This is a genomic window from Kitasatospora sp. NPDC058406 (assembly GCF_042722765.1).
GTDB lineage: Bacteria > Actinomycetota > Actinomycetes > Streptomycetales > Streptomycetaceae > Kitasatospora.
The window spans coordinates 43,315-68,933 of record NZ_JBHXKE010000013.1 but is presented as its reverse complement, the minus strand read 5'-3'; the positions used below and the strand labels follow the sequence as shown (position 1 = coordinate 68,933).

Below are 25,619 nucleotides of genomic sequence, written 5' to 3'. Positions count from 1 at the left end.
CCGCCGTTCCGGTCCATCGGAACGGCGGGGCCTGCGGCGCTTCGGGTTCTGCCCGGGGGACGCGGGGTCAGGAGGTGTAGGCCTCGAACTCGGCGAGCTGGGCGGCCGGCCAGCCGGTGTTGCCGGTGAACGAGAGCCGCAGGTGACGTGCGGTGGTGCCCGGTACGGCGAGGGTGACCGTGTTGCCGGTGGCCGGGTCGAAGCGGTGGGCGGCTTCGGCCCTGGCCGTGGTCCACGTCGTGCCGTCGGTGCTGGCGAGCACCGCGAGGGTCTGGGTCCGGGCGGTCCAGGCGGGGGCCGGCGGCAGTTTCAGCACCAGCCGGCCGACGGCGGTGGGGGCGCCGAGGTCGGCGGTCAGCGACTGCGGGAAGGCGTGGCCGGTGCTCTCCCAGTAGCTTCCGGTGTCGCCGTCGGCGGCCTGGCCGGGGCCGTAGCCGCCGACCGAGCCGGTGGCGGTGAGGGGCTTGCCCGCGAGGAGGTTGGTTCCGGCCGGGGGTGTGGTGGTCGGCGTGGTGGGTGTGGTGGTGGGCGTCGGGGTGGCGGTCGCGCCGGTGGCCCGGATCTCCAGCTCGCCGAGCTGGGCGGCCGGCCAGCCGGTGTTCCCGGTGACGGTCACCCGGACGAAGCGGGCGTTGCTGCGGGGGAGTCCGATGGTGACGGCGTTGCCACCGGCCGGATCGAAGGTGCGCCCGGCGGCGGGGGCCAGGGTGGTGAAGGCGGTGCCGTCGGCGGAGCCCTCGACGGAGAGGGTCTGGGTGCGTGCACCCCACGAGGCGGGGAGCCTGGCGGTGACGCTGTCCACGCCGGTCACGGCGCAGAGGTCGACGGTCAGCGCCTGGGGGAACGCGTCGTTGGCGCTCTCCCAGTAGGTGGCGGCGTCGCCGTCCACGGCGTTGGCGGCGGTGTAGGTCTGGTTGCGGCTGGTGGCCGTGGTGTTCTTGCCCCGGGCCAGGTTGCCCGTGCCGGGATCGCAGGCCGGCGGTGTGGTCGGGGCGGTGGTCGTCGGCGAGGGTGCGCTGGGGGAGGGGGTCGTCGGGGTGGTGGGCACACTCGGTGTGGGGGACGGCGTCGGGGTTCCGCCGGTCGGGCGGCCGCCGTAGGTGAACCGCGGGGCGGGCCACAGGCCGGAGCAGGTGGAGCCGGACCAGCCGGAGTTCCCCCCGCCGTCGGTGACCTTGAATCCGGCGCCGACGCAGTTGTGGGTCGGGGTGGCGCTCTGGGCGATGTTCTTCGCGGTCACGTGGGTGAACCGCATGTCGGCGGCGGCCTGGGCCTGGATCGCGTAGGTGCCGGCCCCGTCGATGGTGGTGTTGGTGAACTCGATGCCCTCGGACGCGCCCTCGATGGTGTGGATCGCCGCGTAGGAGCTGTCGAGGACGTCGGTGTCGGTCACGGTGATGTGCGCGCCCCTGATCGGCTCGTTGAGGCCGCTGAACCAGATGGCGCCGACGCCGAAGTTCCAGTTGTAGTCGCTGTTGCCGGTCCGGATCAGGGTGTTCCTGGCAGCGGTGATGGTCCCGGCCACGGCGGTGCCGTTGCCGGAGCCGACCCCCGGGTAGCGGTTGGCGATGTGCAGGCCGCCGCCGTTGGTGACGGTGTCGGCCATCACGTTGTCGGAGATGGTGAAGTCCTTGCCGCCGTAGGTGACGATGTTGTTCGCCAGGATCGGCAGGACCACGGTGTTGCGGGTGAAGCTGTCGCCGACGTTGGGCACCCGCTCCGGCCAGGAGGCCAGGCCGTCGTCGCCGGTGTTGCGGACGAAGGTGTTGGTGACCGTCGAGCCGGTGACGCCGGTGTGGAAGTTCACGCCGTCGGCGGTCTGGTCCAGGATGCGGCTGTTCCTGAGGGTGAAGCGGTCCATCGGACCGTCCATCCAGGCGGCCACCTTGGTGTGCTGGATCCAGAGGTTGTCGACGGTGGAGTTGCTCATCGCGCCGCCGATGGCGTTCACCTGGTCGTCGTCGACGCGCTCCCTGATGTCGCCGATGACGGCGAAGTCCTTGAGGGTGACGTTGCGGCTCGGGCCGTTCGACTCGTGCGGGCGGACCGCCCCGCCGTACCCGCCGCCGGGGGCGTACTTGCCGTAGATGCCTGCGGCCCGGTTCCGGTTCACCGGGTCGCGTCCGCCGAGCACGCTGTACCAGGGCCCGGCGCCGGCCAGCGTGACGCCGTCCACCACGACGTGGTCGTAGAGGGTGAAGCTGCCCGGCGGGACGAAGACCGTCCGGCCCTGCGCCTGGCCGGCGTCGACCGCAGCCTGGAACCTCGCGGTGCTGTCGGCGGCTCCGGTGGGGTCGGCGCCGAAGTCGGCCACGACGTCGATGGCGCCGGCGGGTGCGGCGATCGGCGCGGCGACCTGCTCGAAGTCGGCCAGGTCGACGGTGAAGGTCGGCGACTGCGCGGTCGAGGTGACCTGCAGCCGGATCCTGGTGCCGGTCGGCAGCGAGGAGCCGAACATGGTCCGGGTCTCGTCGTAGAAGTGGTGCGGGTTGGTGTCCCCGGGGTTGTTGTTGAACGGGTACCCCCCGTAGTACCAGCCGTACTTGGAGGTGACCGGCAGGTCCTTCAGCTTCACCCCGTCGACCAGGAGGCCGAGCGAGGCGTCCCGGCCCCGGCCGTCCGCGCTGTCCGGGAGGGAGTACCGGAAGCTCATCGCGTTGGCCGGTGCGGTGAGGGTGAACTCGACGTACTCGCCGGGGGCGTCGAGGGTGACGGCCTGGCGCCCGGAGGCCTCGGAGGGGAGCGTGCCGTACGCCCGCTCGGGGCCGATCACGGTGCCGTTGGTCGCCGCGTACTCGGCCTCCTGCTCCTTGAACGGCACGGTGGCGCCCCGGGCGGGGACGTCCAGCGGGGAGAGCGTCGGCACCGCGGCGGCGTGGGCGGGGGCGGCCGTCGTGACGGCGGCCGCGGTGAACAGGCCGGCCGCGCCCACCGCGACGGCGGTGAACGCGGCGAGGCCGTTCCGGAACCGGATCCGTGGCTGCGGGCGGCGTTGTCGTTGCATGGAGTCAGCACATCCTTGCCGGTCGTGGGGGTGATGGCGGGGTGGTGGTGACGGGGTCGTAGCGGTGGGGTGGTGGCGGTGGGGTGCGAGCCCGCGCGGTCGGCCGTCGCCACGGGCGGGGCGCCCGGTGAACGGAGCGGAGCGCACCGGGAGTTGGGGAGCGGCGCGGGGGCTGCCGCCGAGGCGAGAGACTACGGTCGGTCATCGCATGAAGTCCATAGGAAAGAGCAAAGATGTGACACAGGACTGCAAGACATCGATTCTCATTCGCCCATGACTGACCGCCCCCTCCCTCGCCTCCACGGGGATGTCCGGCGGGGTGCCGTCCACTTGATGCGAACGGACTTGGGCGGGGGATCAAGTGTCCTGCGGGCAGGGATCGGCCGGGTTCGTTGACACGCTCGTCGCCGGCCTGTATTCCTGGGAGCTCATCTCTGCGCAAAAGATGAACAGATGTATGTCGTCTAATCTACCGACTGTCTCTCCTCGGTAGGCAGCGGGAGCAGCGACGTCATGGGGACCGCCGTGCGTCCGCGGCCGTCCGCGGCCGGCAGCGGCGCCGCCCGGGCGGCGCCGGGGGAATCACCGGGCCGAGGGGCCGGACCGTCCGACCTGCCCCTCGGTTGCCCGGCTCGTGAGGTGCCACTGACGACTCGTCGGGCACGCGTACACCCGCTTCGGGTAGTAGCCGAGATCACGCCGACTCGTGATGGCCAGGAGCGCCTCCAGGGCGAGATCCCAGGAGTCGTAGCGGACCTTCCCGCACCGACACCCGTCGGCGTCGGTCCTCCGGGGATCCTCCAGCGGGCCGAGGCGGCCCGTGGCGAGGTACTGACACACCTCCGGAAGGGTCTTGAGGACGCCGGGCCCGAGGTGCGACGACTCGGCCGCGCGGTGGAGACCGGCGAACGTGGGGTGGGTCGGAGGCTCGACGCTCCGGACCGCGCGGGAGAGCCGTCGGCCGGTCCATCCGAGCAGGGTCTCGGCGAGGGGGTGCGGCTGCGGGAACTCGCCCGTGTCACGGACGTGCTGGAGCAGGTCGTCCGCGGTCCGGGACGCCAGGACGATCGTCACGTCGTCCGAGTGTTCGGCGGCCACGAGGCCCGCCAGCACGCCCAGCACGGCGGCTTCGTCGGTGTTGCGGGCGAGGGGGCCGGTCCGGAACCCGAAGACCTTCTTGTTGCCCGGGCTGTCCTTCCGTCCGGCGAAGGTACCGTCCGGCTTCCTCACGTTGATGATGCGCCGTATGTGGCAGGTCGCCTCGTCGCGGTTCCAGGCGGCCCACACGAAGATGCGGTGTCGCCTGCCGGCGTCCTCCGGTACGTGGTTCATCGGATCATCTTCCTCCGGGTGGTGGCGCCTTGACACGGAACCCGGGTCTTCCTTGCGGATCCTGCCTTTGTCCCGCGCCATGGACTGCGGAGTCCGTCCGCCTTGCCGTGCGGCCCGCTGGTCACGGTCCTGCGGGCCGGACGGCGTCAGGTGTCCGCCTGTGCTGCGTCAGGAAGGCGGCGAGCTCCTTGTCGTAGGCGGCGGGATCGGCGTTCCACGCGCCGGTGTGGCTCGCTCCTTCGACGGTGACGAGGGTGACCTTGCCGGGCCAGTCGCGGGCGAACTCGGCGCTGGTGGTGTAGGGCACGACGCTGTCGCCGGTGCCGTGGAAGAGCAGGACGGGCTGCTCGGGGCCGCCGGTGCGCCGGTTGACGGCCAGGGCGTCGATGTCGTCGAAGTCCACGTCCGCGCGCAGGCCGATGATCCCGGTCTCGAGGGCGGCGACGGGTGCGGGCAGACCGAGGCCGGTCACGATGGAGTCGAGGGCCGCGCGGTAGTCCAGGGCGGGCGAGTCGAGGACGACGGCGCTGACGGCGTCGGTGTCGGCGGCGCGCTGGAGGTAGGCCTCCACGACGGCCCCGCCCATGGAGTAGCCGATCAGGACGACATCGGTGGCCCCCTGGCTGCGGGCGTACCGGACGGCGGCGTCGAGGTCGCGCCACTCGGTGTCGCCGAAGTGGCGCTTGCCGCTGCTGTCCCTGGGGGCGCCGGGGTCGTTGCGGTAGATGATGTCGAGGACGGGGTGGCCGAGTTCGTGCAGTTGGGGCATGGTGCGCAGTCCGGCGGCGCGGCCGGCGCCGAGCCCGTGGACCTGGATGGCCCAGGTGGTGCCGGTGCCGGGGACGAACCAGGCGGGCATCGGGCCGAGTTCGCCGGGGTAGGTGACGTCCTGGAAGTCGAGCCCGGCGGCGTGCCGGGGGTCGGAGTTCCAGACGGTGACGATGATCTTCGCCTTGGCGCCGGGGGTGGGCACCGTGTCGGCGGTGAGCTCCCTGGTGACGGTGTCGCCGTCGGTGGTGAGGACGGACCCGAGGACGCCGTGGTGGCGGCGGTCGGCGGTGTCCTGCCAGACCAGGCCGTAGGTGCCGGCGTAGCGGCTGTCGGTGGTGGCGGGGAGGGTCACCGTGCCGGGGCCGGAGGCGAGGACGCGGGTGTTGAGCGGGGTGTCGTCGATGGGGCTGACGATCTTGCCCGCGGCCAGCCAGAGCAGACCGGCGGCGGCGCCGAGCGCCAGGACGAGAATGCCTGCGACGACCGTGAGCAGGCGGCGGCGCAGCTTGGCGCGGCGAGTCCGGCGAACGGGCGTGGCGGGTGGGGTCGGCGTGGCGGGCGTGATGGGCGCGGCCGGTCGGGGCTGGGGTGAGGGGTTCTGCGGCATGGTCGGCGAGGGCTCCCGGTTCACGAGTGCTTCAGGGTGGTCGGGCCTGCGGAGAGGGTGAGGGCGAGGCCGGTCGGAGTGACGGCGAGGGCGGTGGGCGAGAGGCCCAGTGGGTAGCCGCCGCCCTGCTTCCTGGCGGTGAGGCGCTCGTTGATCCGGTCGAGCTGGGGGCCGGTGATCGTGCGGCCGAGGAATTCGAGCGCGGTGGCGGTGATCGTCACCCTGCCGTCGGTGAGGGCGGGCTTGAGCGTGAGCCGGCCGGTGCCGCCGGAGCCCAGGCCGAGTTCGATCGTGCCGGCGGCCGGATCGGTGCGGGCGGCACCGACCGGAAGGCTCTGGCCGGAGTCGCGCACGGTGGCGGCCAGGGCGTCGGCGGGGATCGTGATCTGCGCCGACACCCCGGCCGCACTGGGTACGGACGCGGCGAACCGCACGTCGGTCAGCGTGATCCGGGCCGAGGCGCCGCTCAAGCCGCCGAGCCGGGCGTTGTCGGCGCTCAGGGTGACGTGCTCCAGCCGCCGGTCGAGGATCTTGACGAGGGCCGGACCGCTGCCGGTGTCCACCTCCACCGGGGCACCGAGGGCCTTCGCGGTACTCTCGGCGATCCGGCTCTCCAGTACGTGCCCGGCGGCGACCTCCGCACCGGCGGCGAGGACCAGGACGGTGGCCACGGGCACCGCGACAGCGCGCGCGATCCGGCCGCGCCGGGTGGCGGGGCGCAGCATCCGGCGCAGCCGGCCGGGTGAGGGTGCCGGGGAACGGGGTGGGGCGGGACGGCGGGTCATGCTTCTCCTCGGGATGACTCGGGATGACTCGGGACGGCTCGGGACGGCTCGGGACGGTTCGGGATGACGTGGGTCGGCTCGGGGCTCGGCACGCGGGCTCAGGTCCGGCGGCGGAGGCCGCGGGTGCGCGGACGGCTGCGGGTCCGGGCGAGCAACCCCGCGCCGGCGGCGAGCAGGACGGCCGTGGCCGCCACGCCGGCCAGTACCAGCGCCCTCGGATCCGTGACCACCGGTGCCCTCCTTCGCGTCCGGGCCCGCCGGTCGGGGGGCCCGGGAACAGGCTGGACCGGGGCTGCAAGCGGTGGGTTCGGCGAGTGTTCGGGGCGTGTAAGGATCACCGGCGGCGCCCCGGAGCGACCCGTTCGGCGCGTTAGCATCGGAGCAGTTCGAGACCCGCGACCGGAGCGTGCGCGGCGGCGGAGGTCGGAAGAGGACGGCGATGACACCGAGCAAGGGCCTGGTCCTGGTCGTGGAGGACGAGCGCCACATCGCCGACCTCCAACGCCTCTACCTCGCCCGCGAGGGCTTCGGGGTGCACACCGAGAGCGACGGGGTGGCCGGACTGGACGCGGTCCGGCGGCTGCGGCCGGTGGCGGTCGTCCTGGACATCGGGCTCCCGGGCCTGGACGGCACCGAGATCTGCCGCCGCCTGCGTGCCGCCGACGACTGGACGCCGGTCGTCCTGGTGACGGCGCGCGACGAGGAGGCCGATCGGATCCTCGGCCTCGAACTGGGCGCCGACGACTACGTCACCAAGCCGTTCTCCCCGCGCGAGCTGGTCGCCCGGGTGAAGGCGGTGCTGCGCCGGACCGCCGGACCGCAGGCCGTCGGCGCCTACAGCGTCGGACGGCTGCGACTGGACCCGGAGCGCCGCACCGTGCACCGCGACGGGGAGCCGGTGGAACTGACCACCACCGAGTTCAACCTGCTGGCCCATCTGCTGGCCCGGCCGGGCCGGGTGTTCGGCCGCGACCAGCTGCTCTCACAGGTCTGGGGGCACGCCGACTACCGGGACAGCAGGGTCGTCGACGTCTACGTGTCCCAGCTGCGGGCCAAGCTCGGCGACGCCAGCCCGATCCGGACCGTTCGCGGCGTCGGCTACAGCGCCCAGGACGACGGGCGGTGAGGCTGCGCCCGCCGGCCCTTGCGCGAGCGGGTGCCCGTACAGGACCGGGTGCCCGTACGCGCGGCCGTACGCCGGGCGGTTCGCTGACCGGAAACCTGGTCCTGCTCGCCACCGTGGTGGCGACCGTGGCGGTGCTGCTGGCCGGGTTCGCGGGCTGGCGGACGGCCCGGTCCAACGCCGAGGCCCAGTACCGGGAACGGCTGGTCCGCCAGGCAGCCGTGCTGTCCGTCGCCCCCAACCTGTCGGTGCTGCTGCTCGACCAGGCGCAGCGGCTGACCGGGGCCACCGGTGTCCAGGTCGCCGTGATCGCCCCCGACGGCCAGGTGGCCGGCCCGTCGGCCGGTGCCGTCACCCCGGCCGACCGGGACGCCCTGCTGGCCGGCGAGGACATCTCCACCACGGCCGTGCTCGGTGGCGCGCGCGTCCTGCTGGAGGGCCGCCCGGCACGCGACGGCGCGGTGGTCCTCACCCAGCCCTTCACCGAAGTCGACGCCGCCGCCGACCGGATCCGCGCGGGCCTGACCCTTCCCCTGGTCGCCGGGCTGGTCGGGGCGGCGCTGGCCGGTGCCCTCCTCGCCCGGCGGATCGCCCGCCCCCTGGTGGACGCCGCCGCCGTCGCCCACCGGCTCGCCGGGGGCGAGCGCGACCTGCACTGCGCGGTCCACGGTCCCGCCGAGGCCCGCGAGGTGGCCCGCGCCCTCAACACCCTCGGCGCCGCCCTCGAACAGAGCGAAGGTCGCCAGCGCGCGTTCCTGACCTCGGTGTCCCACGAGATCCGCACCCCCCTCACCGCGCTGCGCGGCTACGCCGAGGCCCTCGCCGACGGCGTGGTCGAACCCGGACAACAGGAGGAGGTCGGACGGATCCTCCTGTCCGAGACCGAGCGCCTGGACCGGTTCGTCACCGATCTCCTCGAACTCGCCCGCCTCGACGCCGACGACTTCCACATCACCCGGGAACCCGCCGATCTCGACGCCCTCGTCCGGGAGACCGCGCGGGCCTGGACCCAGCAGGCCCGGCGGCAAGGGCTGGACCTGCGCCTGGAACACCCCGACGAACCGGTGACCGCGGCCACCGACGCCTTCCGCGTCCGCCAGCTCCTCGACGGCCTCCTCGCCAACGCCGTCCGTCACACCCCGCCCGGCGCACCCGTCGTCCTCACCCTCCGGCGCACCGCCGAGGGCCAGGCGGAACTACAGGTCCGCGACGGCGGACCCGGCCTCACCGAGGACGACGTCCGCATCGCCTTCCGACCGGGCGCCCTGCGCGACCGCTACGCCGCCACCCGCCCCACCGGTACCGGCCTCGGTCTCGCCATCGCCCAACGCCTCGCCGAGCGTCTCGGCGCCACTCTCGTCCTTCGCGGCCACGGTCCCGAAGGCGGCGCCCACTTCACCGTCACCCTTCCGGGGGAGGGCTGACGCCCTGGCCCCGACCCCGTCCTCTGCCCTCGTCGGACGGGAAGATTCCCATGAATACGGGCTGATCAGCCGGGCAGACGGTCCTCCGACACTGACTACGGAGGTCGACTCATGGTTCCCCTTCTTCTCGTCCTGCTGCTGGCCCTGCTCCTGTTCGGGGCAGGTTTCGCGGTGAAGATCCTCTGGTGGGTAGCCATCATCGTCCTGGTGCTCTGGCTGGTCGGATTCGTCGCCCGCGGGACCCACTCCTCCGGTCGCCGCCACCGCTGGTACCGCTGGTGACCACAGGTCCGTCCGCACCAGGGAACGGGGGCGGGACCCGCGCACATGCGCCGGGTCCCGCCCCCGTTCCCGGGTACGGCCTTCCCGCCTCCGGCCCGCACCCGCCGTACGTCGAGGTCCACGGAGGGGCAGCCGGGTCCGCGCGCGCCGCCCGGAGCGGGCGACGGGCTGGGCGATGCCGAGGCGCCTGTCCGCGTTCCCCGTCGGTCGCCCGCCCCACGCCGCTCCCGTCCGACCGCCCGCGAGTCTTTTTGTCCGCATTGCCCGGAACGTTCTCCGTCAGGCGTGCGCGCGCCGGGAAGGACGGCTGCATCCGGCACCCCCACCAGTGAGAATGGTCCCGCAGCCGGGGTGCTCGCCGCGCCTGCGGGACGAAGAGTCCGAGACTCGAGGAGGCCGACATGGCACGCGATCGGATCGGACCGGCCGAGGTACTGGCCGCGGCGGAGGACGCCGCGCCGATGGACTCCCTCGACGTCGTGGCACGCAACCTGCGCGACCGCTTCGACGCGCGGTACGTGTCACTGCTGTTCGTCGACGTCGTCGGCCGGCGCCTGCTGCGGGTCAACGACACGGCGGCCACGCACGGAGAACGCCCCGCCGAACAGGTCCCCCTCGCGGGCAGCACCGTCTACGACGAGGTCCTGCGCACCCAGAAGCCGGTGCGGGCACCGCAGGACGGGCAGGGCGAGCGGGTGCTCGCCCCCGTCACCAACCGCGGCGACACCATCGGCGTCCTGGAACTGTTCCTCGACCGGGTCACCCCGGACGTGCTGGAGCAGGTCGAGGAGGCCGCGCACGCGCTGGCGTACATCATCATCGCGGACCGCCGCTTCACCGACCTCTACCACTGGGGCAACCGCACCACCCCGGTCAGCCTGGCCGCCGAGATCCAGCGCCAGCTCCTGCCCTCCGCCCCCTCCTGCGAAGCCGCCGAGTTCGCCCTCGCCGGCGCCCTGGTCCCGGCCGCCGACATCGCCGGCGACACCTACGACTACACCCTCGACCACGACACCCTGCACCTGTCCATCACCGACGCCATGGGCCACGACGTCGACGCCTCGCTCATGGCCACCCTCCTGGTCAACGCCTCCCGCGGCGCCCGCCGCGCCGGCACCGACCTCGCCGAACAGGCCCAGCGGATCCACCGGGCCCTCCTCGACCACGGCCGACAGACCTACGCCACCGGTCAGCTGCTGCGCATCGCCCTGGACGGGAGCGGCGCCCGGCTCGTCAACGCCGGCCACCCCTGGCCGCTGCGGCTGCGCGACGGCACGGTCGACGAACTGCGCCTGGCCGTGAACCTGCCCTTCGGCGTCCTCGGACAGGGCCCGTACCGGGTGCAGGACATCGACCTGCGCCCCGGGGACCGCCTCGTCCTCTACACCGACGGCATGCAGGAACGCCAAGCGCACCAGGTCGACCTTCCCGGCCTCATCCGCAAGACCGCCGCCGAGCACCCGCGCGAGGTCGTGCGCACCCTGGTCGCCGCGGTCGCCGACGCCTGCGACGGCCGTGTCAGGGACGACGCCACCGTCCTGTGTCTGGACTGGTACGGCCCCCTCTCCGCGGACCGCGGGGCCGCCCGGGCCGGCACCTGACCTCGCGCGCGGCCCGGTCCGGCCGCGTCGGGACCGCGAAGCGTCGGCCGCGCCGGACGGACGGGGCCGATGCGGTGTCAGAGGCCGCCGAGCCCCGGGGGGTCGTTGACGGGCGTGGCGGTACTGCGCGGACGGTCGGGCCAGTTGAGGGCCCCGGACAGGGGTCCGAGCCTGCCGCCGAAGCTGCCCCCCTGCACGCCGGCGGCAAGCAGCTCGGCGTCCTGCGGGGACAGGCGGTCGTTGGTACGGGGGATCCACGGCTGGTGGCGGGCGTAGTGGGCCTTCAGCGCGGCCCGTCCCTCCTCCGTCGTGCTGCAGAACCAGTAGTGACCCCTCACCTTCGGGCTGGCGGCCCTCCAGCCGGCCGCGAGGAGGACGGCCGTGGCGGCGAGCGGGATCAGGAACGTCCGACCGCCCTCGGCACCGGCCAGTCCGACGGCGGTCAGTCCCACGGCGATGCACGGCACCTGGATCCACACCAGCCGGTCGTGGCCGCGCGCCGCCGCCCGGGACCGCCCGGGGTGACGCACCAGCCCCTGGTCGCCCAGCCTGTTCCCGATCGCGAGGATGGCGCGGCTGCGCCCGAACCGGCCCATCCGCCGCCAGGTCCTGCGGCTCGGCGAGAGACCGATCACCTTGAGCACGTCGGCTTCGACCGCATCGCGCGGTACGGGGTCGGTGACGGTGAGGACCTTGTCCCGGACCTTCATCCGGCCGCCCAGGATCATCGCCGCGATCGCCACCTGGGCGACCCGCTTCTCGTAGAGGGACAGGAAGGCGACCTCGTAGAGCGTGAACTCGTCGTCGGGCGGGCGCGGACGCACCGGAGCGTCAAGGAAGACGCGGAGCGCCCGGCGGTAGCGGACGGCGCAGAGCGCGGTCGACCCGTAGGCGACGACAAGCAGGACCCGCCACGGCACGGCGCACCCCCGGCCCGCCCCATACCCCGCCCGGTGGCACCTGACACGGAGAAGGGTTGACCACCGCGTTCCCGTGACGTCCCCGCTCGCCCCGACGCCGGTCCCGACGCCGACCCTGACACGGACGTGCCGTGACGCCCGGGCGCGCCGACGCCCGTAGGACGGGGCATCGCCTCGTCGACGAGAAGCAGGGTGTGCGGATGTCCTCGGAACGGGATCGCCGGCGGATGCTGCGCGACGCCCACAAGGCGGAGCACAAGCGCGCGGAGCGGGACCTGCTCGGCCTCGACCGCGAACAACTCGACGATCTCCTCGACCACGTCGAGGAGCGCCTCGCGGACACCGACTGTGATCACACCCTGAGACACTCCCGGGCCTGGGCCGACGCCTGGTCGGTGCCGTGGTCCGCGCCGGAAGCGGGCCTCCTGGCCAACGGTGCCGGCTGCGACTGCGAGGTGCTCGCGAACCTCGACCCGGACGAAAGGGTCTGATTCCGCTCCGCCGCCTCCGGACGGGCCGGTGCCGGTCAGGGCAGGAGGACGGCCTTGCCGGTGAGGGTGCCGGTCTGGATCGCGTGGTGGGCCTCGGCGGCCCCGTCGAGGGGGCGGACGAGCCCGAGGTGGGGGCGCAGACCGGCGGCGAGCGCGGCGACGGTCAGGGCACGGCGGGCCAGGGGATCGGCGGCCTGGCCGCCGTAGCCGACCAGGGCCACCCCTCGGTACATCAGATCGGCCGGAGTGATCTCGGGCCAGTCGCCGCCGACGGTGCCGTAGGCGACCAGGCGGCCGGTTCCGGGGTTGAGCAGGCCGAGGGCGGTGCGGGAATGGGAACCCCCGACGGTGTCGAGGACGACGTCGACGCCGGCGGGCCCTGCCGCGTCGGCGACGAGGCCCGGCCAGTCGGGATCCCTGGAGTCGATGACGTGGTCGGCGCCGCATTCGCGGGCGAGGGACTGCCTGGCGTCGCCGTGGGCGAGGGCAAGGATCCTGAAGGCTCCGGCGCCGCGCAGCAGTTGGAGCAGCAGATGGCCGACTCCGCCGCCCGCTCCCTCCACCAGGACGGTCTCCGTTCCCGTGAGGCGTGCGGCGGCGACCACGCCGACGGCGGTGCTGCCCGCCACGGCCAGGGCGACCGCGTCGGCGGGCCCCAGCCCTTCGGGGAGAGCGATCAGGTGGCCGGCGGGGACGCCGGCGTACTCGGCGTATCCGCCGCACCCCGCCGCCAGGACGGCGACGACCCGGCGGCCGACCAACGCGGGGTCGGCGTGCGCGCCGACCCCGACCACGGTGCCCGCGACCTCGCCGCCGGGCACGACGGGGAAGCGGGCAGGCGGGGCGTGGCCGATGCTGTGCAGCCTGCCGGAGCGCAGCCAGGTGTCGGCGAAGCTCACGCCCGCGGCGGCGACCCTGACCAGGGCATCGTCCGGTCCGGGGGACGGGTCGGGGAAGGCGCGGTCCACCTCCAGTACGTGGGCCGGACCGTGACGGTGGAAGACGACGGCGCGCATGCTGATCTCCTGATCTGCCGATGACAGGGGGGACGGGGCCATGCCCGCGACGGGGCAGCCCGGCAGTGATCGGCCGGATCGCGGACCGGCCTTGTCTGCCTCGATCCGATGCTGCTAGAACGGCGCGGATGAGGGAAGAACGCACTTTGCTGTCCGTTGCTCACACTCCTGTTCCTGCCCGCGCCCGGGACGTGCTGGAGGAGTGTCCGGCCCGCGAGGCGCTGGACCGCCTGGGGGACAAGTGGACCCCGCTCGTCGTCGCGCTACTGGCGGACCGTCCGCGCCGGTACGGCGAGTTGAACCGCCTCCTGGAGGGGGTGTCGGCGCGCATGCTGACCCTGACGCTGCGGCGTCTGGAGCGGGACGGGTTGGTGCTTCGCCGGGTGACACCGACCATCCCGCCGCGTGTCGACTACGAACTCAGCTCGGCAGGAGAGGAGTTGTGCGAGGTTCTGGCCGCAGTGGCCCGGTGGGCCGACCGGCACGGCGGCGGCATCCGGCGCAGCCGCGCGGACTACGACGCCGGGCGCGTCGCCCGGCCGGCTCCGATCGGACCAGTGGGACGTGGGGCCGGGCATGCCGTCGACTGACGCCTCGACCGGCCGACGGCACCGCCGTCCCTCCTGAACCGGCTCCGTTGGCCCGCCCGGCGAACGCCCACCGCCTCCCGCGACCGTTCCGGCGTACCCGCACGGGGCCGCGGCCACGGGGACGGGCACCGGACCCCTGCCGGACCGCGTACCCGCTGCTCGCCGGGCACGGACCGTGCCTCTACGCTGGCGGCGGGCGCCGGCCCCGGCGCGCACAGACCCGGGGGGACCGCGTGATCCGAGTTCAGCAGCGCACCTACACCCTGATCGCGTGGCCGTGGAACGCCATGTCCTGGGCCCGGGTGCCCGAGGGGCTCGGGTTCACCCTGTACGACGTCGTCGACCCGACGGCGCGCGGCGTCGAGGTGCCCGGCACGGAGCAGGACGCCACCCGCTGGAAGGTGGCCCACGACGCCTACCAGGACCTGCTGCGCCACGCCGAGGACACCGTGCGCCACGCCCACGGCGTGCGCAGCAAGGCCGGCTTCATGGTGGACCGGCGCACGGTGCGCCTGCGCCGGTACGATCTGGTGCCCGGGCGCGGGGCCCGCTCCCGACGGCTGTTCGCCGAGTGCGGGACCCTGATGCGGGCGGCCGAGGCGGCCTACCGGCCGATCCTCGACGAGATCGAAGCCCGCCTCGCGGACGCTCCGGGCGCGGCCTGAGCCGCCGGCGCCCCGGCCACGGGCCGGGGTCCGGTCAGAGGCTGATGATCTGCAGGCCGGAGCCGGCGGTGAGGTAGAAGGTGTGGCCGTCGGGGCCGAGGGCCAGGCCCGTCACCCAGGTGAGGCCGGTGATGCCCTCGCCCGGGACGAGGGTGTTGGTCGCGGTGTCCAGGGCGAGGACCGAGGCCGCGCCGTCGGTGCCGGTGAGGTCCTGCTGGACGAGGTACAGCCGGGTGCCGCCCGCGCCCACCGACGGGTTCTGCAACCACTGGCCCGGGGCGATGTCGAGGGTGGTGAGGGTGCCGGTGGCGAGGTCGACGGCGTATCCGGTGCCGCTGCTCCCCACGCCGTGGAGCCGCGTGCCGTCGGGGGAGAGGGCCAGGCTCGGTACGGCGCCGATCGGGGCGGCGACGGCCCCGGCCACGGCGGGGGTCGCGGTGCTCGTGTCCAGGTGGACCAGGTTCTCGTCGGTGGCGGCGTACGCGGCGGCGCCGCCCGGCAGGGTGACGATCGAGCCCAGGTAGCGGCCGGGCACCGGCACGGCGGTGGTGAAGTCCTGCTGCTGCGGGGAGAAGGACAGGATCCGGGCGTTCGGTTCGGCCGGGCGGTGGAAGCGGGCCGGCCCGTTCTGGCCGACGTAGACCCTGGCGCCGTCGGGGCTGACCGCCAGTGAGGTGAGGGCCCCGGGGAGGGTTCCCTCGGGCCGGGGCTGGTCCGGTACCGCCGTGCTGGAGACCACGGCGTCGGTGGCCGTGTCGATGGCGGCCAGGGTGGACAGCGGTGCCCTGCGGGCGGTCGAGAACAAGACGTAGACGCGCGAACCGTCGGGGCTGACCGCGACCGGGCCGGGACCGGCCCCGAGTCCGGTGGAGAGCGTCACCACTGCGGTGATCGCCCCGCTCTGGGTGTCGACGACCTTCACCTTGGCGCCGTCGATGCTGTCCTTCACCGCGACGTAGGCCTTGCGCCCGTCCGGGCCGACCGCCACCGAGGCGGGCGACGAGTCCAGTTCGACGGTCCGCGGGACACCCGGGACCGGCCCGTCGGACGGGCCCGTGACGGCGCCGGCGGAGCCGGACCCGGTGAGCAGCAGCGCCCCCACGGCGGCCAGGGAACCCAGCCAACGAGCCTTCGAGGCAAGCGAGTTCATTCAACCCTCCCCTTCGGACACCGCGGGTCCCCGCAGTGGAAGGCAAACGCTACGGGACGAACTCGGTATGGGTGCATAGTTATTGATGCATCATCAGGCCAATTCGACGGGTGATGTCGGGCCGGCCCGACGCCTCCGCCGGGAGCCGCGCCCGCGGGGTGATCCGCCGCCGGCCCGTCGGCACAGCGGGACCGCGGTGCCCGTGGCCGGTCTCCGCACCGCGAGCGGCGCCCTGCCTCCGGGCGCGGGTCGCGTCCGGAGGCAGGGCGGCGAAGCGCGCCGGTCAGCCTCCCGCGGGGGAGATGATGGCGTAGGCGCCGCGGGCCGCCGGGGAGAAGTGGCGGCGGATCACCTGGTCGCTGGAGTTGCCCTCGATGGTGTCGACGGTGCCGTCGGCGTTGGCCTTCTCGATGATGCCGACGTGGACGCTCGTGCTGGTGTTCTGCGGACCGGTGCCGAAGACGATGGCGTCACCGGGCTGCGGGTTGCTCAGACCGCTGTGCAGGGTGCCGTGGTTGCGGCCGTAGTAGTAGAAGTCCCCGCTGAACGCGGTGCTGAAGTTGACGCCGGCCTGGCGCCAGGCCCAGCTGGTGAACAGGGCGCACCAGGCCACGCAGGGGCCGTACGGGTTGCAGTTGTTGCCCCACTCGTGGACGCCGAGCTGGGAGCGGGCCGCCTGGACGATCTTGTCGCGGACACTGCCGTCCAGCGGGGGAACGGTGGGGGTTCCGCCGCTCTCGCCGCCCGGGGTGCCGCCGCCGAGCTCGCGGGGGATCCCCATCGACGCCATGGTCTGCGGGCCGGCGATGCCGTCGGCCTCCAGGCCGTGGGCGCTCTGGTAGCTGCGCACCGCGTTGATGGTGGCGGGGCCGTAGTCGCCGTCGGCGGGCGTGTTCGCCTTGCCCTGCACCTGCTTCACCTTGGCGGTCAGAGCCGCGTTGGTCAGCGGCCCGGCGATGCCGTCGACCGAGAGGTCGTTGTCGCTCTGGAACGAGAGCACCGCGTTCTTGGTGGCGGGGCCGTAGACCCCGTCCACACCGCCCTCGCCCAGGTAGCCGAGACCGGTCAGGTTGCGCTGGAGCAGCCGGGTGTCGTTGCTGCTGCCGGTGCCGCTGGAGGTGATGCGGTCGATGTTCATCGCGCCCATGGTCTGCGGGCCGGCGATGCCGTCGGCCTCCAGGTGGCGGGCGCTCTGGTAGCTGCGCACCGCGTTGATGGTGGCGGGGCCGTAGTCGCCGTCGGCCGAGACGCCGGCCTTGGCCTGGACCTGCCTCACCTTGGCGAGCAGCGCGGTCATCGTGTTCGTCCCGGCGACGCCGTCCACGGACAGGCCGTTGTCGCGCTGGAAGTGCCGCACGGAGTCGGTGGTCTGGGAGCCGTAGACGCCGTCGACGCCGCTGAGCGGGGCGTAGCTGAGCCCAGCGAGGTCGCGCTGGAGCAGCCGGACGTCCACCGCGTGGGCCTGCCCCGCGGTGGGGCCGAGCAGGAGGCCGAAGAGGATCATTGCCAGGGCCAGCGCCGTCGAGGTGAGCCGGGCGCCGGGAGCCCGGGTGGGTGGGCGGAGGTTCGTTACGGACATGGACTTGCCTCTCGTTCTCGTTCGCCCGGGAAGCCCGGGACGGGTGGGCGAGGACGTGACGGGTCCACCGGTCGGCGGCGTCACGTCCTGGGGCGGTTCGAGGCCGGCGCCGAGGGGCCACCGGCGGCCGGGCCGCTGAGGCGCTCTCGGCCGCCGGTGGTCCGGCCGTACGGCCCGCGGGCGTGCCGTACGGGGCGCGGAACGGGCGCGTGCAGGTGCCTTTCGGTTCACCACGCGGGTTCGTCCGTACTCGTCGTCCGTACGGACGGGTGCCGATGGCTTCCGTCCGGCCGTCTCCCCGCCCGATGGCGACAACTCTGACCCGGCGGTGATCCACGGGTCGAGGGGCGTCCGGATCTTTGAGACTTCACGGAGCGTCTCAGGCCGTGGACCTGCTCAGTGAGACACCGTCAGATTTATCCTGAGACGCCTGAACGCCTTCGGGGGAAAAGGCTCTGATGATGCGTCAGGACTGACTGTCCCGAATCGACTCGTTTGCCCTCGGGCCGCCTGCGGAGCCCACCGCCCGCTTCCCGTCGCCCGCTTCCCGTTGGTCGCTTCCCGTTGGTCGGCGGCAATCCCGTCGCCCGCGCATCTGCGATGGCCTGCGGCGGGATCCGGCCTGACCACCGCAAGTGACTACCAGGATCGTCCGATCGCGGACTTCGCGAACGACCTGCCCGTCGCGCGGGCCGCATGTGTCCCGGCCCGGCCGAAGCGATCGACCACGGTGACGGTGACTGCCGCCGGGTCGCGCCCTGGCCGCGGCAGCGCGAGTACCTCGCGAAGCTCTCATCTCCGCCACCCCCCGAGCCTCGGTGACTGCTTCGGCGATCTGAGCGAACCCCCGCCCCTTTGTGTGCGCAACAGGCCAGTCTGCGCGACTTCTCAAGCCGCCTTCCCGGGCTTCCCCAGCTCGGACGGAAGGGCGCCGGGTCGCACACGGCGCCCACTCCCGGTCGGTCAGGCGGTGTCCTGGACCGGCAGCGCCGCCACCATCGGGTGGTCCTTCTTGATCAGGCCGAGCTTCGCGCTGCCACCGGGGGAGCCGAGGTCGGTGAAGAACTCGGCGTTCGCCGTGTTGAACGGCTGCCACGGATCCGGGGTGTCGTCCTCGAAGTAGATCGCCTCGACCGGGCAGACCGGCTCGCAGGCACCGCAGTCGATGCACTCGTCGGGTTGGACGTAGAGCATCCGCTCCCCTTCGTAGATGCAGTCGACGGGGCACTCGTCCAGGCATGCCTTGTCCTTGACGTCCACGCAGGGCAGGGCGATCACATAGGTCATCGGGGCTGCCGTCCTCTCCGGGTCGGTGCTGTTCGCCGCTCTGGCACGGCCGACCGTAGGGCCTCAAGTAAGCTTGAGGTCAAGAGGAGGCGATGCATGGCGACCCACCAGCCCGGCGACGCCAGGGCCACTCCCGACGACTGGTTGGGCATCGGCGAGGTCAGCGCGCGGACCGGGGCGGCAGTGTCCGCCCTGCGGTTCTACGAGGAACTCGGCCTGATCGCCTCCGAGCGCGACGAGCGCAACCAGCGCCGCTACCCCCGGCACATGCTGCGCCGCGTCGCACTGATCTCCGTGGCGAAACGGATCGGCATCCCGCTGCAGGACCTTCAGGAGGCGTTCGCAGACGTGCCGCTCGACCGGCCGCCGAGCCATCACGAGTGGCAGCGCGCCTCGCGCGGCTGGAAGCGCCGCTTGGAGGAGCGCCGGCAGACCATCGAACGGCTGGAGGCCGAACTCACGGGGTGCATCGGCTGCGGCTGCCTCTCGATGAAGGCCTGCGCCCTGCTGAACCCCGGCGACGCACTCGCCGAGGACGGTGTCGGACCCCGGCGTCTGTGAGGGGTTCCGGGTCGAGGTCCACTCCTGTCCTCCCCGCGCAGGCGGGGCCGGCTGTACCTGCCCGTCTCCACGCCCACGCAGGAGAACTCCTTCCGTGAGGCTCGTGACAGCACCACCTGAGACGGTCTCGACCACGGCGTATACCCGCCTGCTTCCGGGCGCCACAAGGCTCACCGGAGTGACGTGGCGAGACGCGTGCTGAGTCACACCTGACCGGTCAGCCCTTCGACCAGTTGCACCGTCGGCATCCCCGGAGGGGGGGCGGGGGGGCACCCCGGGCCCCCCCCCCCCCCCCCCCCCCCCCCCGCGGTCCCCCCCCCCCCCCTGCCCCCCGGCGGCCCCCCCGGGGGGGGCCCCGCGCCCCCCCCCCGCCCGCCCGCCGGCCGCCGCCACCGGGTCGCCGTACCGCACCGGCGCAACCGCCCTGGCCGGCCCCGACCGGCCCGATACGTCGGCGGCTCACACCGCAGGGGCTCCCGTTTCCCGGAGTGCTCCGTCGGCGAGCCGCAGCCAGCGGTTGACCCCGATCTCGGCGAGGAACCGTTCGTCGTGGCTGACCACCAGGAAGGCGCCCCGGTACGAGTTGAGCGCGCTCTTGAGCTGGCCCGCGCTGACCAGGTCGAGGTTGTTGGTCGGCTCGTCGAGGAGCAGCAGGTGCGGGGCCGGCTCGGCGCACAACACGCAGGCCAGGGTGGCGCGCAGTCGCTCGCCGCCCGAGAGTACGCCGACCGGCAGGTGGGCCCGGGCGCCGCGGAACAGGAAGCGGGCGAGCAGGTTCATCCGGTCCGCCTCGGGCCGCTCGGGGGCGAACGCGGCGAAGTTCTCCGCCACCGTGCGGTCCAGGTCCAGCAGGTCAAGGCGCTGCGAGAGGTAGGCGATCCGGCCGTCGTTGCGCGTGATCCGGCCGTCGTCCGGGGCGAGGTCACCGATGACCAGCCGCAGCAGGGTGGACTTCCCCGCGCCGTTGGGGCCGGTCAGCGCGATGCGCTCGGGGCCGCGGATGTTCAGGTGGACACCGCCGTCGGCGAACACGGGCCGGCCGGCGTGGCGCACCTGCAACCCCTCGCCGAGGAAGAGGTTGCGCCCGGCGGGTACCTGGGTGTCAGGCAGGTCCAGGGAGAGACGTTGCTCCTCGCGCAGGGCGCGCCCGGCCTCGTCGAGCCGGGCCTTGGCCTCGTTGACCCGGGAGGCGTGCATCTGCCCCGCCCGGCCCGCGGACTCCTGTGCGCCGCGCTTCATGGTGCCGGCGAAGATACGGGGCAGGCCGGCGTTGTTGAGGTTGCGGGCGGCGTTGCTCGCACGGCGGTCGGCGCGTTCGCGGGCCTGCTGCAACTCCCGCTTCTCCCGCTTCAGTTCCTGCTCGGCGTTGCGGACGTTCTTCTCGGCGACCTCGTGTTCGGCCCGCACCGCGTCCTCGTACGCGGTGAAGTTTCCGCCGTAGAAACGCAGTTCGCCGCTGCTGAGCTCGGCGATGTGGTTCATGCGATCGAGCAGCGCGCGGTCGTGGCTGACCAGCAGCAGGCAGCCGTTGAAGTCCGCCAGCACGTCGTAGAGCTTGTGCCGGGCCTCCGTGTCGAGGTTGTTGGTCGGTTCGTCGAGCAGCAACACGTCCGGGCGCCTGAGGAGTTGGGCGGCGAGGCCGAGGGAGACGATCTGGCCGCCGCTGAGCGTGCTCAGGCTGCGGTCCAGGGCGAGGTGAGCCAGGTCGAGCCGGTCGAGCTGGGCGCGGGTGCGCTCCTCGATGTCCCAATCGTCGCCGATGACGGCGAAGTGCTCCTCGTCGACGTCGCCGGACTCGACCGCGTCGATGGCCTGGACGATGTCGGCGATGCCGAGTACCTCGGCGACCGTGAGGTCGGCGGTCAGGGGGAGACTCTGACGGAGGTGGCCGAGCTTGCCACTGACGGTCAACACGCCGGTCGCGGGCTGGAGTTCTCCGGCGATCAGCTTGAGCAGGGTGCTCTTTCCGGAGCCGTTGGGGGCGACCAGGCCGGTCCGCCCGGTGGGCAGGGTGAAGGACAGGTCGTGGAAGACCGGGGTGTCGTCCGGCCAGGCGAAGGAGACGTTCGAGCAGATGACGGCGGCGTCGGACATGGAAGTGACCTCGAAAGAGACTGAGGGCAGGACTGGGAGCTCTGCCCCGGGCAGATACGGGAAAGGGGCACGACGAAGAAGACCACCTCGGCTGCGGCGCTCCTGAAGCACCGGCCGGTGGCCGTCAGATCCGGATCTCACCCGGAGATGTCGTCGTCACCCGCCACGTCTGCCACTCCTCGATCACTCGGATTTCAGGTCGTACGCAGGCTAGCAGGTGTCGTTCGTCGTCTGCCGGTATTTCCAGCGGCCATTCCGTGTCGGCTCATTGGCAGGTGCGGAGTGCGATGCCGGCATGCCTTGACGGTGTTCACATCTGTGCGGAGGCCCACCACTGCGCCCGGCCGGAGAGGTGGCCGGCCCTCCGGGGCGCCTCCTTCTGGAACGCATTGACCACGACGGGACAGCCGAGACGGCGATCCCGCGCGAGCGGTCCCGGAGTCCGCAGCCGCCCATGGTGTCCTCGGGCTTCGTGGTCGGCGGAAGGCGGCAGCCGCGTTCTGCGTGGGGAAGGGCGGCCGCTACCCTTAGCCTTCCCTCACCAAGATCCGGCCCGCGACGCGCGGGCTGCCCTTGCCTGCCCTTTTTTCCGAGAGGACGCCCATGTTCAAGGTCAACGAATACTTCGACGGCACGGTCAAGTCGATCGCCTTCACCGCGGAGGAAGGACCGGCGACCGTCGGCGTCATGGCACCGGGTGAGTACGAGTTCGGCACCGCGAAGCGGGAGATCATGCACGTGGTCTCCGGCGCCCTCACCGTGAAGCTGCCCGGCTCCGAGCAGTGGGAGACCTTCAAGGCCGGTGACCGGTTCAACGTTCCGGCCGACAGCAGGTTCCAGGTCAAGGCCGCAGTCGAGACCGCCTACCTCTGCGAGTACCGCGACTGACGCCGAGACCGTCGCCGATGGGCGAGGGGCGCCGGAGGCCGGGAGCGCTCCAGCGCGGCCGACCCGGCCTCCAACCCTCGCTCGAGCACGCTCGCCCGCCCCCGTCTCCGTCTCCTGACCGCCGCACACCGGGCATCCGTGTGCCCGCCGCCGCAGTGCGTGAGGCCGCCCGGAATCCGGATGGGCCGGCGGGCCGGTACGGCGTAACCGCCGCCAAGGGGGCTGGGGACGGTGGGCCGCGCCCGACCGGTCAGGCCGTGGATTCCCCACTCGTTGACCTCCACCTCCCGGGCAGCGGTGACAGGACGTCTCGCCGACGCGCAATCTCCGCGACGGGTGGCACCTCCGTGATCTACCGACCGGCGGTTCTGCCGACCGGGCGTACGTCCGGCCGCCGGCTCGGTTGCGCGGAGCCGGTGACCTTCTGGCCGGTCGGATCAGGTCGGATCAGGTCGGGTTCGTGGGTGGGTGGGTCAGCGGGGGTGCTGCGCCGGGCCACCGGTGCGGGTCGATGCTGCTCAGTTGAGGAAGTCGACGCGGTCGATCAGGCCTCCGCGCACCCGGTAGGCCACCAGGACGCGGACCGGCCCGTCGGCCAGCCCGTGGGCGATCTCGTGGTCCACCACCCGGTCGCCTTCGACGAGCCGCCCCACGATCTCCGCCCGGCAGCGGCCCTCGGCGAACTGTCCGGCGTACTTGTCCCGCAGGGCCTGCCGGCCCCGCAGCCGGCTTCCGTCGGCCCGGTGGACCGTGACGTCCTCGGCGTAGGTGGCGACGAAGGCGTCGATGTCGTGGTTGTTGTAGGCGGCGAGCTGCTGCTCGACCACGTCGCGCGGGTCGGACATGTGCGTGATTGTTCCTTCCTGGGCGAACGGGTTCAGGCCGCGAGACGGCGGGTGGCGAGTTCGGCGTAGAGCGCGGCCCCGTCGGGGAGCACCGCGTCGTCGAACTCCGCGTAGGGCGAGTGGTTGAGCGGCAGGTCGGCGGGGTCGTCAATCCCCTTCGGGGCGGCGCCGAGCCACGCGAACGATCCCGGAACGGCGGCAAGTATCCGGGAGAAGTCCTCCGCCCCGGTCATCGGGTTCGCCATCGTCTGGAAGCGCTCCTCGCCGAAGACCTCCCGGACGGTGTCCGCCAGGAAGTCGGTCTCGGCTCCGTCGGTCACGGTCACCGGGTACTCGAAGCGGTGCTCGACCTCCGCCCGCAGACCGTGGGCGGCCGCGATGGACTCCACCAGCTCCACCACGACGTCGGCCACCTTCGACCGCGTTTCGGCGGAGAAGGTTCGCACGGTCGCCTCGAAGCGGGCGGTCTCGGGGATGATGTTGCGCTGGGTGCCGGCCCGGAGGAGCCCGACGGTGATCACCACCGGATCGAACACGTCGAAACGGCGGGTCACCATGGTCTGCAGGGCGGTGACCATCTCGCAGGCCGCCGGGATGGGGTCCTTGGCCCGATGCGGCGCCGAGCCGTGGCCGCCCGCACCGTGGACGGTGACGTTCAGCGCGTCGGAGGCGGCCAGGATCGGACCGCGCCGGGAGCTGAACTCCCCGTGCGGCAGGGCCGATGCCACGTGCAGCGCGTACGCGGCGACCGGGAGCCTGCCCGCCGCGTCCAGCACGCCCTCGGCCAGCATGGCTCCGGCGCCGTCCCAGCCTTCCTCACCGGGTTGGAACATGAAGACCACGTCGCCGTGGAGCTGCTCCCGCCGTGCCGCCAGAAGGTGTGCGGCGCCCGCGAGCATGGTGGTGTGCAGGTCGTGTCCGCAGGCGTGCATGGCGCCGTTGTCGGCGGCGAACGGCAGCGGGGCCTTCTCGGTGACCGGCAGACCGTCCATGTCGGCGCGCAACAGCACCGCCGGCCCCGGCCGTCCGCCGCGCAGCACCGCGGTGACCGAACTCAGTGAGGTGCCCAGGCTCACCTCCAGCGGCAGTCCGTCCAGGGCCCTCAGCACCCGCTCCTGGGTGCGGGGGAGGGCGAGGCCCAACTCGGGGAACCGGTGGAGGTCGTGGCGGAGCCGGACCAGGTCCGGGGCCAGACCGAGAGCATCGTCGTGCAGGGACACAGGTACCTCCATCGAGCCCGCGCGTGGCGGGAACTTGTGCAGAGCGATCTGCTCCGTGATTCTGGTTCTTTCGGCGGGAGTTTCCCGTCATTTCGCAGGATCACGCCACGAGAGGCCCTTCGATGCACGAATCCACCGGCAGTCGACGGTGACCCGCTCCGACGTGACCGCGGACGAGCTCGACCTCGCCCTGGTGAACGCGATGCAGCTGCGGCCCCGGGCCCCCTGGTCGCTGCTCGGCCAGACCCTCGGGATCAGTCCGGTCACCGCCGCCCGCCGCTGGCGCCGACTCTCGGAGGCCGGGATCGCCTGGGTCACCGCCTACGGACTGCCGCACCCCGAGGACCCCGGGTGCGTCGCCTACCTCGACCTCGACTGCGCTCCCGACCGGCTCGGCCAGATCGCCGACGACCTGGCCGAGGACCCGCACGTGATGAGCATCGACCATCTCTCCCAGGGCTGCGACCTCGTCGTCACCGCGGCCTTCACCGACCTGGCGGCGGTCTCCCGGTACACCGCCGAACGGCTCGGCCGCCTCCCCGGGGTCAACGCCGTCCGCACCCACCTGGCGACCGGCTTCTACGCCGAGGGGATCCGCTGGAGGCTGGACTCGCTGGACCCCGCCCAGCGCGTGGAACTGCACGACGATCACCCGGCGGCCAACGGGCCACCACCCGCCGTACGAGCTGAAGTCCGTCGGGAAGACCGAGAGTTGCTCATCAGACTGGGCGTCGACGGCCGCCTCGACCAAGCCGAGCTGGCCGCCGCCACCGGGCTCAGCCCGTCCACGCTGCGCCGCCGCCTCGACCGGCTGGCCGCCTCCGACGCGATCCGCTTCCGCTGTGAGATCGCCGCCCGCGACGCCGGCCGACCGGTCATGACGACCTTCCGGGCGGACCTTCCCCCGGACCGGCTCGACGAGGTCGGCCCCCAGCTCGCCAGACTCCCCGAGGTCCGGCTGTGCGTGTCCGTCACCGGCGCGCACAACCTCGTCCTCTCCGTCTGGCAGCGCTCCCTCGCCGACGTCCAGCGGCTGGAGGCCGCACTCACCCGCCGGTTCCCCGACCTGCGGGTGGCAGATCGCCGGGTGTCGCTGCGTACCGTGAAACGGATGGGCCGGATCCTCGACGCGGACGGACGTGCGGTCCGCGCCGTCCCTATGGACATCTGGCGGGACCCGGTGCCGGTCCGCTGACGGTCTCGGCCGCCGCCTCGCAGGGCACTCCCGCGCTGGGGCGCACCCCCGTCGGGAGGGCCGTGACCTCGTTCGGAACGGGCCACAGGGTGCCGCGGACGGCGGGGCCCGGCCATGACCGAGGTGTCGGGGCCGCCGACGTACCTGCCGGACGGCAGGCTGCGCGTGGGCCCCACCGCCGACAGTCGG

Annotated in this window: 23 protein-coding genes; 10 read left to right on the top strand and 13 right to left on the bottom strand. The window is 73.0% G+C overall.

Annotated elements, in window-relative coordinates; genetic code table 11:
• Nucleotides 1–67: 67 nt before the first annotated feature.
• The 5 genes from ACFWOG_RS04960 to ACFWOG_RS04940 form a co-directional block, all read right to left on the bottom strand.
• Nucleotides 68–3,004, bottom strand: a complete 2,937-nt coding sequence (locus tag ACFWOG_RS04960; RefSeq protein WP_380354888.1) for a discoidin domain-containing protein — start codon at nt 3,002–3,004, stop codon at nt 68–70.
• A gap of 582 nt (nt 3,005–3,586) precedes the next feature.
• Nucleotides 3,587–4,336: a hypothetical protein gene (locus ACFWOG_RS04955; RefSeq protein ID WP_329875948.1), complete on the bottom strand. Its 750-nt coding sequence runs from the start codon at nt 4,334–4,336 to the stop codon at nt 3,587–3,589.
• A 121-nt stretch (nt 4,337–4,457) separates the two neighbouring features.
• Nucleotides 4,458–5,738: an alpha/beta hydrolase gene (locus tag ACFWOG_RS04950; protein WP_380354885.1), complete on the bottom strand. Its 1,281-nt coding sequence runs from the start codon at nt 5,736–5,738 to the stop codon at nt 4,458–4,460.
• Nucleotides 5,735–6,499 (bottom strand): DUF2993 domain-containing protein, encoded by a 765-nt coding sequence (locus ACFWOG_RS04945; RefSeq protein ID WP_329949948.1) that lies wholly within the window; start codon nt 6,497–6,499, stop codon nt 5,735–5,737. Before ACFWOG_RS04945 ends, ACFWOG_RS04950 begins: the two co-directional genes overlap by 4 nt.
• 98 nt (nt 6,500–6,597) lie before the next feature.
• Nucleotides 6,598–6,729: a hypothetical protein gene (locus ACFWOG_RS04940; protein WP_329875951.1), complete on the bottom strand. Its 132-nt coding sequence runs from the start codon at nt 6,727–6,729 to the stop codon at nt 6,598–6,600.
• 209 nt (nt 6,730–6,938) lie between these two features.
• Between ACFWOG_RS04940 and ACFWOG_RS04935 the strand changes: the two genes are divergently transcribed.
• The 4 genes from ACFWOG_RS04935 (at nt 6,939) to ACFWOG_RS04920 (ending at nt 10,929) form a co-directional block, all read left to right on the top strand.
• Nucleotides 6,939–7,625 (top strand): response regulator transcription factor, encoded by a 687-nt coding sequence (locus ACFWOG_RS04935; protein WP_329949949.1) that lies wholly within the window; start codon nt 6,939–6,941, stop codon nt 7,623–7,625.
• The gene (locus ACFWOG_RS04930; protein ID WP_380354881.1) at nt 7,622–9,046 is read left to right on the top strand and encodes an ATP-binding protein; all 1,425 of its coding nucleotides are present in this window, start codon (nt 7,622–7,624) and stop codon (nt 9,044–9,046) included. The genes ACFWOG_RS04935 and ACFWOG_RS04930 overlap by 4 nt, the downstream gene beginning before the upstream one ends.
• A gap of 111 nt (nt 9,047–9,157) precedes the next feature.
• Nucleotides 9,158–9,328: a hydrophobic protein gene (locus ACFWOG_RS04925; protein ID WP_329875954.1), complete on the top strand. Its 171-nt coding sequence runs from the start codon at nt 9,158–9,160 to the stop codon at nt 9,326–9,328.
• A gap of 401 nt (nt 9,329–9,729) precedes the next feature.
• Nucleotides 9,730–10,929, top strand: a complete 1,200-nt coding sequence (locus tag ACFWOG_RS04920; protein WP_380354879.1) for a PP2C family protein-serine/threonine phosphatase — start codon at nt 9,730–9,732, stop codon at nt 10,927–10,929.
• Between the two features lie 77 nt (nt 10,930–11,006).
• On the opposite strand, the gene ACFWOG_RS04915 is transcribed toward ACFWOG_RS04920, so the two are convergent.
• Nucleotides 11,007–11,849, bottom strand: a complete 843-nt coding sequence (locus ACFWOG_RS04915; RefSeq protein WP_380354876.1) for a TIGR04222 domain-containing membrane protein — start codon at nt 11,847–11,849, stop codon at nt 11,007–11,009.
• Between the two features lie 200 nt (nt 11,850–12,049).
• Between ACFWOG_RS04915 and ACFWOG_RS04910 the strand changes: the two genes are divergently transcribed.
• Nucleotides 12,050–12,340: a DUF2695 domain-containing protein gene (locus ACFWOG_RS04910; protein ID WP_329875957.1), complete on the top strand. Its 291-nt coding sequence runs from the start codon at nt 12,050–12,052 to the stop codon at nt 12,338–12,340.
• A gap of 35 nt (nt 12,341–12,375) precedes the next feature.
• On the opposite strand, the gene ACFWOG_RS04905 is transcribed toward ACFWOG_RS04910, so the two are convergent.
• Nucleotides 12,376–13,356: a zinc-binding dehydrogenase gene (locus ACFWOG_RS04905; RefSeq protein ID WP_329875958.1), complete on the bottom strand. Its 981-nt coding sequence runs from the start codon at nt 13,354–13,356 to the stop codon at nt 12,376–12,378.
• A 128-nt stretch (nt 13,357–13,484) separates the two neighbouring features.
• On the opposite strand from ACFWOG_RS04905, the gene ACFWOG_RS04900 reads away from it, so the two are divergent.
• Both ACFWOG_RS04900 and ACFWOG_RS04895 read left to right on the top strand, forming a co-directional pair.
• Nucleotides 13,485–13,946 (top strand): helix-turn-helix domain-containing protein, encoded by a 462-nt coding sequence (locus ACFWOG_RS04900; RefSeq protein WP_329949952.1) that lies wholly within the window; start codon nt 13,485–13,487, stop codon nt 13,944–13,946.
• 233 nt (nt 13,947–14,179) lie between these two features.
• Entirely contained in the window at nt 14,180–14,611 is a 432-nt protein-coding gene (locus tag ACFWOG_RS04895) for a hypothetical protein (RefSeq protein ID WP_329949953.1), read from the top strand.
• Nucleotides 14,612–14,645: 34 nt separating this feature from the next.
• On the opposite strand, the gene ACFWOG_RS04890 is transcribed toward ACFWOG_RS04895, so the two are convergent.
• From ACFWOG_RS04890 to fdxA, 3 genes are all read right to left on the bottom strand, one after another.
• Nucleotides 14,646–15,761, bottom strand: a complete 1,116-nt coding sequence (locus ACFWOG_RS04890; RefSeq protein WP_380354872.1) for a YncE family protein — start codon at nt 15,759–15,761, stop codon at nt 14,646–14,648.
• A 283-nt stretch (nt 15,762–16,044) separates the two neighbouring features.
• Nucleotides 16,045–17,340 carry a peptidoglycan-binding protein gene (locus ACFWOG_RS04885; RefSeq protein ID WP_380354870.1) on the bottom strand — a complete coding sequence of 432 codons (1,296 nt, stop codon included), beginning with the start codon at nt 17,338–17,340 and terminating at the stop codon, nt 16,045–16,047.
• A 963-nt stretch (nt 17,341–18,303) separates the two neighbouring features.
• Nucleotides 18,304–18,627 carry a ferredoxin gene (gene fdxA / locus ACFWOG_RS04880; RefSeq protein ID WP_329875963.1) on the bottom strand — a complete coding sequence of 108 codons (324 nt, stop codon included), beginning with the start codon at nt 18,625–18,627 and terminating at the stop codon, nt 18,304–18,306.
• Nucleotides 18,628–18,723: 96 nt separating this feature from the next.
• On the opposite strand from fdxA, the gene soxR reads away from it, so the two are divergent.
• The gene (gene soxR, locus ACFWOG_RS04875; protein ID WP_329875964.1) at nt 18,724–19,188 is read left to right on the top strand and encodes a redox-sensitive transcriptional activator SoxR; all 465 of its coding nucleotides are present in this window, start codon (nt 18,724–18,726) and stop codon (nt 19,186–19,188) included.
• Between the two features lie 459 nt (nt 19,189–19,647).
• On the opposite strand, the gene abc-f is transcribed toward soxR, so the two are convergent.
• On the bottom strand, nt 19,648–21,282 hold the full coding sequence (abc-f, locus tag ACFWOG_RS04870; protein ID WP_380354867.1) for a ribosomal protection-like ABC-F family protein: 1,635 nt from the start codon (nt 21,280–21,282) through the stop codon (nt 19,648–19,650).
• Nucleotides 21,283–21,885: 603 nt separating this feature from the next.
• Between abc-f and ACFWOG_RS04865 the strand changes: the two genes are divergently transcribed.
• On the top strand, nt 21,886–22,170 hold the full coding sequence (locus ACFWOG_RS04865) for a pyrimidine/purine nucleoside phosphorylase (protein WP_380354864.1): 285 nt from the start codon (nt 21,886–21,888) through the stop codon (nt 22,168–22,170).
• A gap of 518 nt (nt 22,171–22,688) precedes the next feature.
• On the opposite strand, the gene ACFWOG_RS04860 is transcribed toward ACFWOG_RS04865, so the two are convergent.
• Entirely contained in the window at nt 22,689–23,015 is a 327-nt protein-coding gene (locus ACFWOG_RS04860; protein WP_329875967.1) for a nuclear transport factor 2 family protein, read from the bottom strand.
• A gap of 32 nt (nt 23,016–23,047) precedes the next feature.
• Nucleotides 23,048–24,235 (bottom strand): M20 family metallopeptidase, encoded by a 1,188-nt coding sequence (locus ACFWOG_RS04855; RefSeq protein ID WP_329875968.1) that lies wholly within the window; start codon nt 24,233–24,235, stop codon nt 23,048–23,050.
• Nucleotides 24,236–24,398: 163 nt separating this feature from the next.
• Between ACFWOG_RS04855 and ACFWOG_RS04850 the strand changes: the two genes are divergently transcribed.
• Nucleotides 24,399–25,430, top strand: coding sequence for an Lrp/AsnC family transcriptional regulator (locus ACFWOG_RS04850; RefSeq protein ID WP_380354861.1), 1,032 nt, complete (start codon nt 24,399–24,401; stop codon nt 25,428–25,430).
• Nucleotides 25,431–25,619 lie beyond the last annotated feature (189 nt).

Bases quoted from the DNA above. Each gene is read 5' to 3' on its own strand.
- ACFWOG_RS04960 (WP_380354888.1), bottom strand. From the start codon at position 3,004: ATGCAACGACAACGCCGCCCGCAGCCACGGATCCGGTTCCGGAACGGC.
- ACFWOG_RS04955 (WP_329875948.1), bottom strand. From the start codon at position 4,336: ATGAACCACGTACCGGAGGACGCCGGCAGGCGACACCGCATCTTCGTG.
- ACFWOG_RS04945 (WP_329949948.1), bottom strand. From the start codon at position 6,499: ATGACCCGCCGTCCCGCCCCACCCCGTTCCCCGGCACCCTCACCCGGC.
- ACFWOG_RS04935 (WP_329949949.1), top strand. From the start codon at position 6,939: ATGACACCGAGCAAGGGCCTGGTCCTGGTCGTGGAGGACGAGCGCCAC.
- ACFWOG_RS04925 (WP_329875954.1), top strand. From the start codon at position 9,158: ATGGTTCCCCTTCTTCTCGTCCTGCTGCTGGCCCTGCTCCTGTTCGGG.
- ACFWOG_RS04920 (WP_380354879.1), top strand. From the start codon at position 9,730: ATGGCACGCGATCGGATCGGACCGGCCGAGGTACTGGCCGCGGCGGAG.
- ACFWOG_RS04910 (WP_329875957.1), top strand. From the start codon at position 12,050: ATGTCCTCGGAACGGGATCGCCGGCGGATGCTGCGCGACGCCCACAAG.
- ACFWOG_RS04905 (WP_329875958.1), bottom strand. From the start codon at position 13,356: ATGCGCGCCGTCGTCTTCCACCGTCACGGTCCGGCCCACGTACTGGAG.
- ACFWOG_RS04900 (WP_329949952.1), top strand. From the start codon at position 13,485: ATGAGGGAAGAACGCACTTTGCTGTCCGTTGCTCACACTCCTGTTCCT.
- ACFWOG_RS04890 (WP_380354872.1), bottom strand. From the start codon at position 15,761: ATGAACTCGCTTGCCTCGAAGGCTCGTTGGCTGGGTTCCCTGGCCGCC.
- ACFWOG_RS04885 (WP_380354870.1), bottom strand. From the start codon at position 17,340: ATGTCCGTAACGAACCTCCGCCCACCCACCCGGGCTCCCGGCGCCCGG.
- fdxA (WP_329875963.1), bottom strand. From the start codon at position 18,627: ATGACCTATGTGATCGCCCTGCCCTGCGTGGACGTCAAGGACAAGGCA.
- soxR (WP_329875964.1), top strand. From the start codon at position 18,724: ATGGCGACCCACCAGCCCGGCGACGCCAGGGCCACTCCCGACGACTGG.
- abc-f (WP_380354867.1), bottom strand. From the start codon at position 21,282: ATGTCCGACGCCGCCGTCATCTGCTCGAACGTCTCCTTCGCCTGGCCG.
- ACFWOG_RS04865 (WP_380354864.1), top strand. From the start codon at position 21,886: ATGTTCAAGGTCAACGAATACTTCGACGGCACGGTCAAGTCGATCGCC.
- ACFWOG_RS04860 (WP_329875967.1), bottom strand. From the start codon at position 23,015: ATGTCCGACCCGCGCGACGTGGTCGAGCAGCAGCTCGCCGCCTACAAC.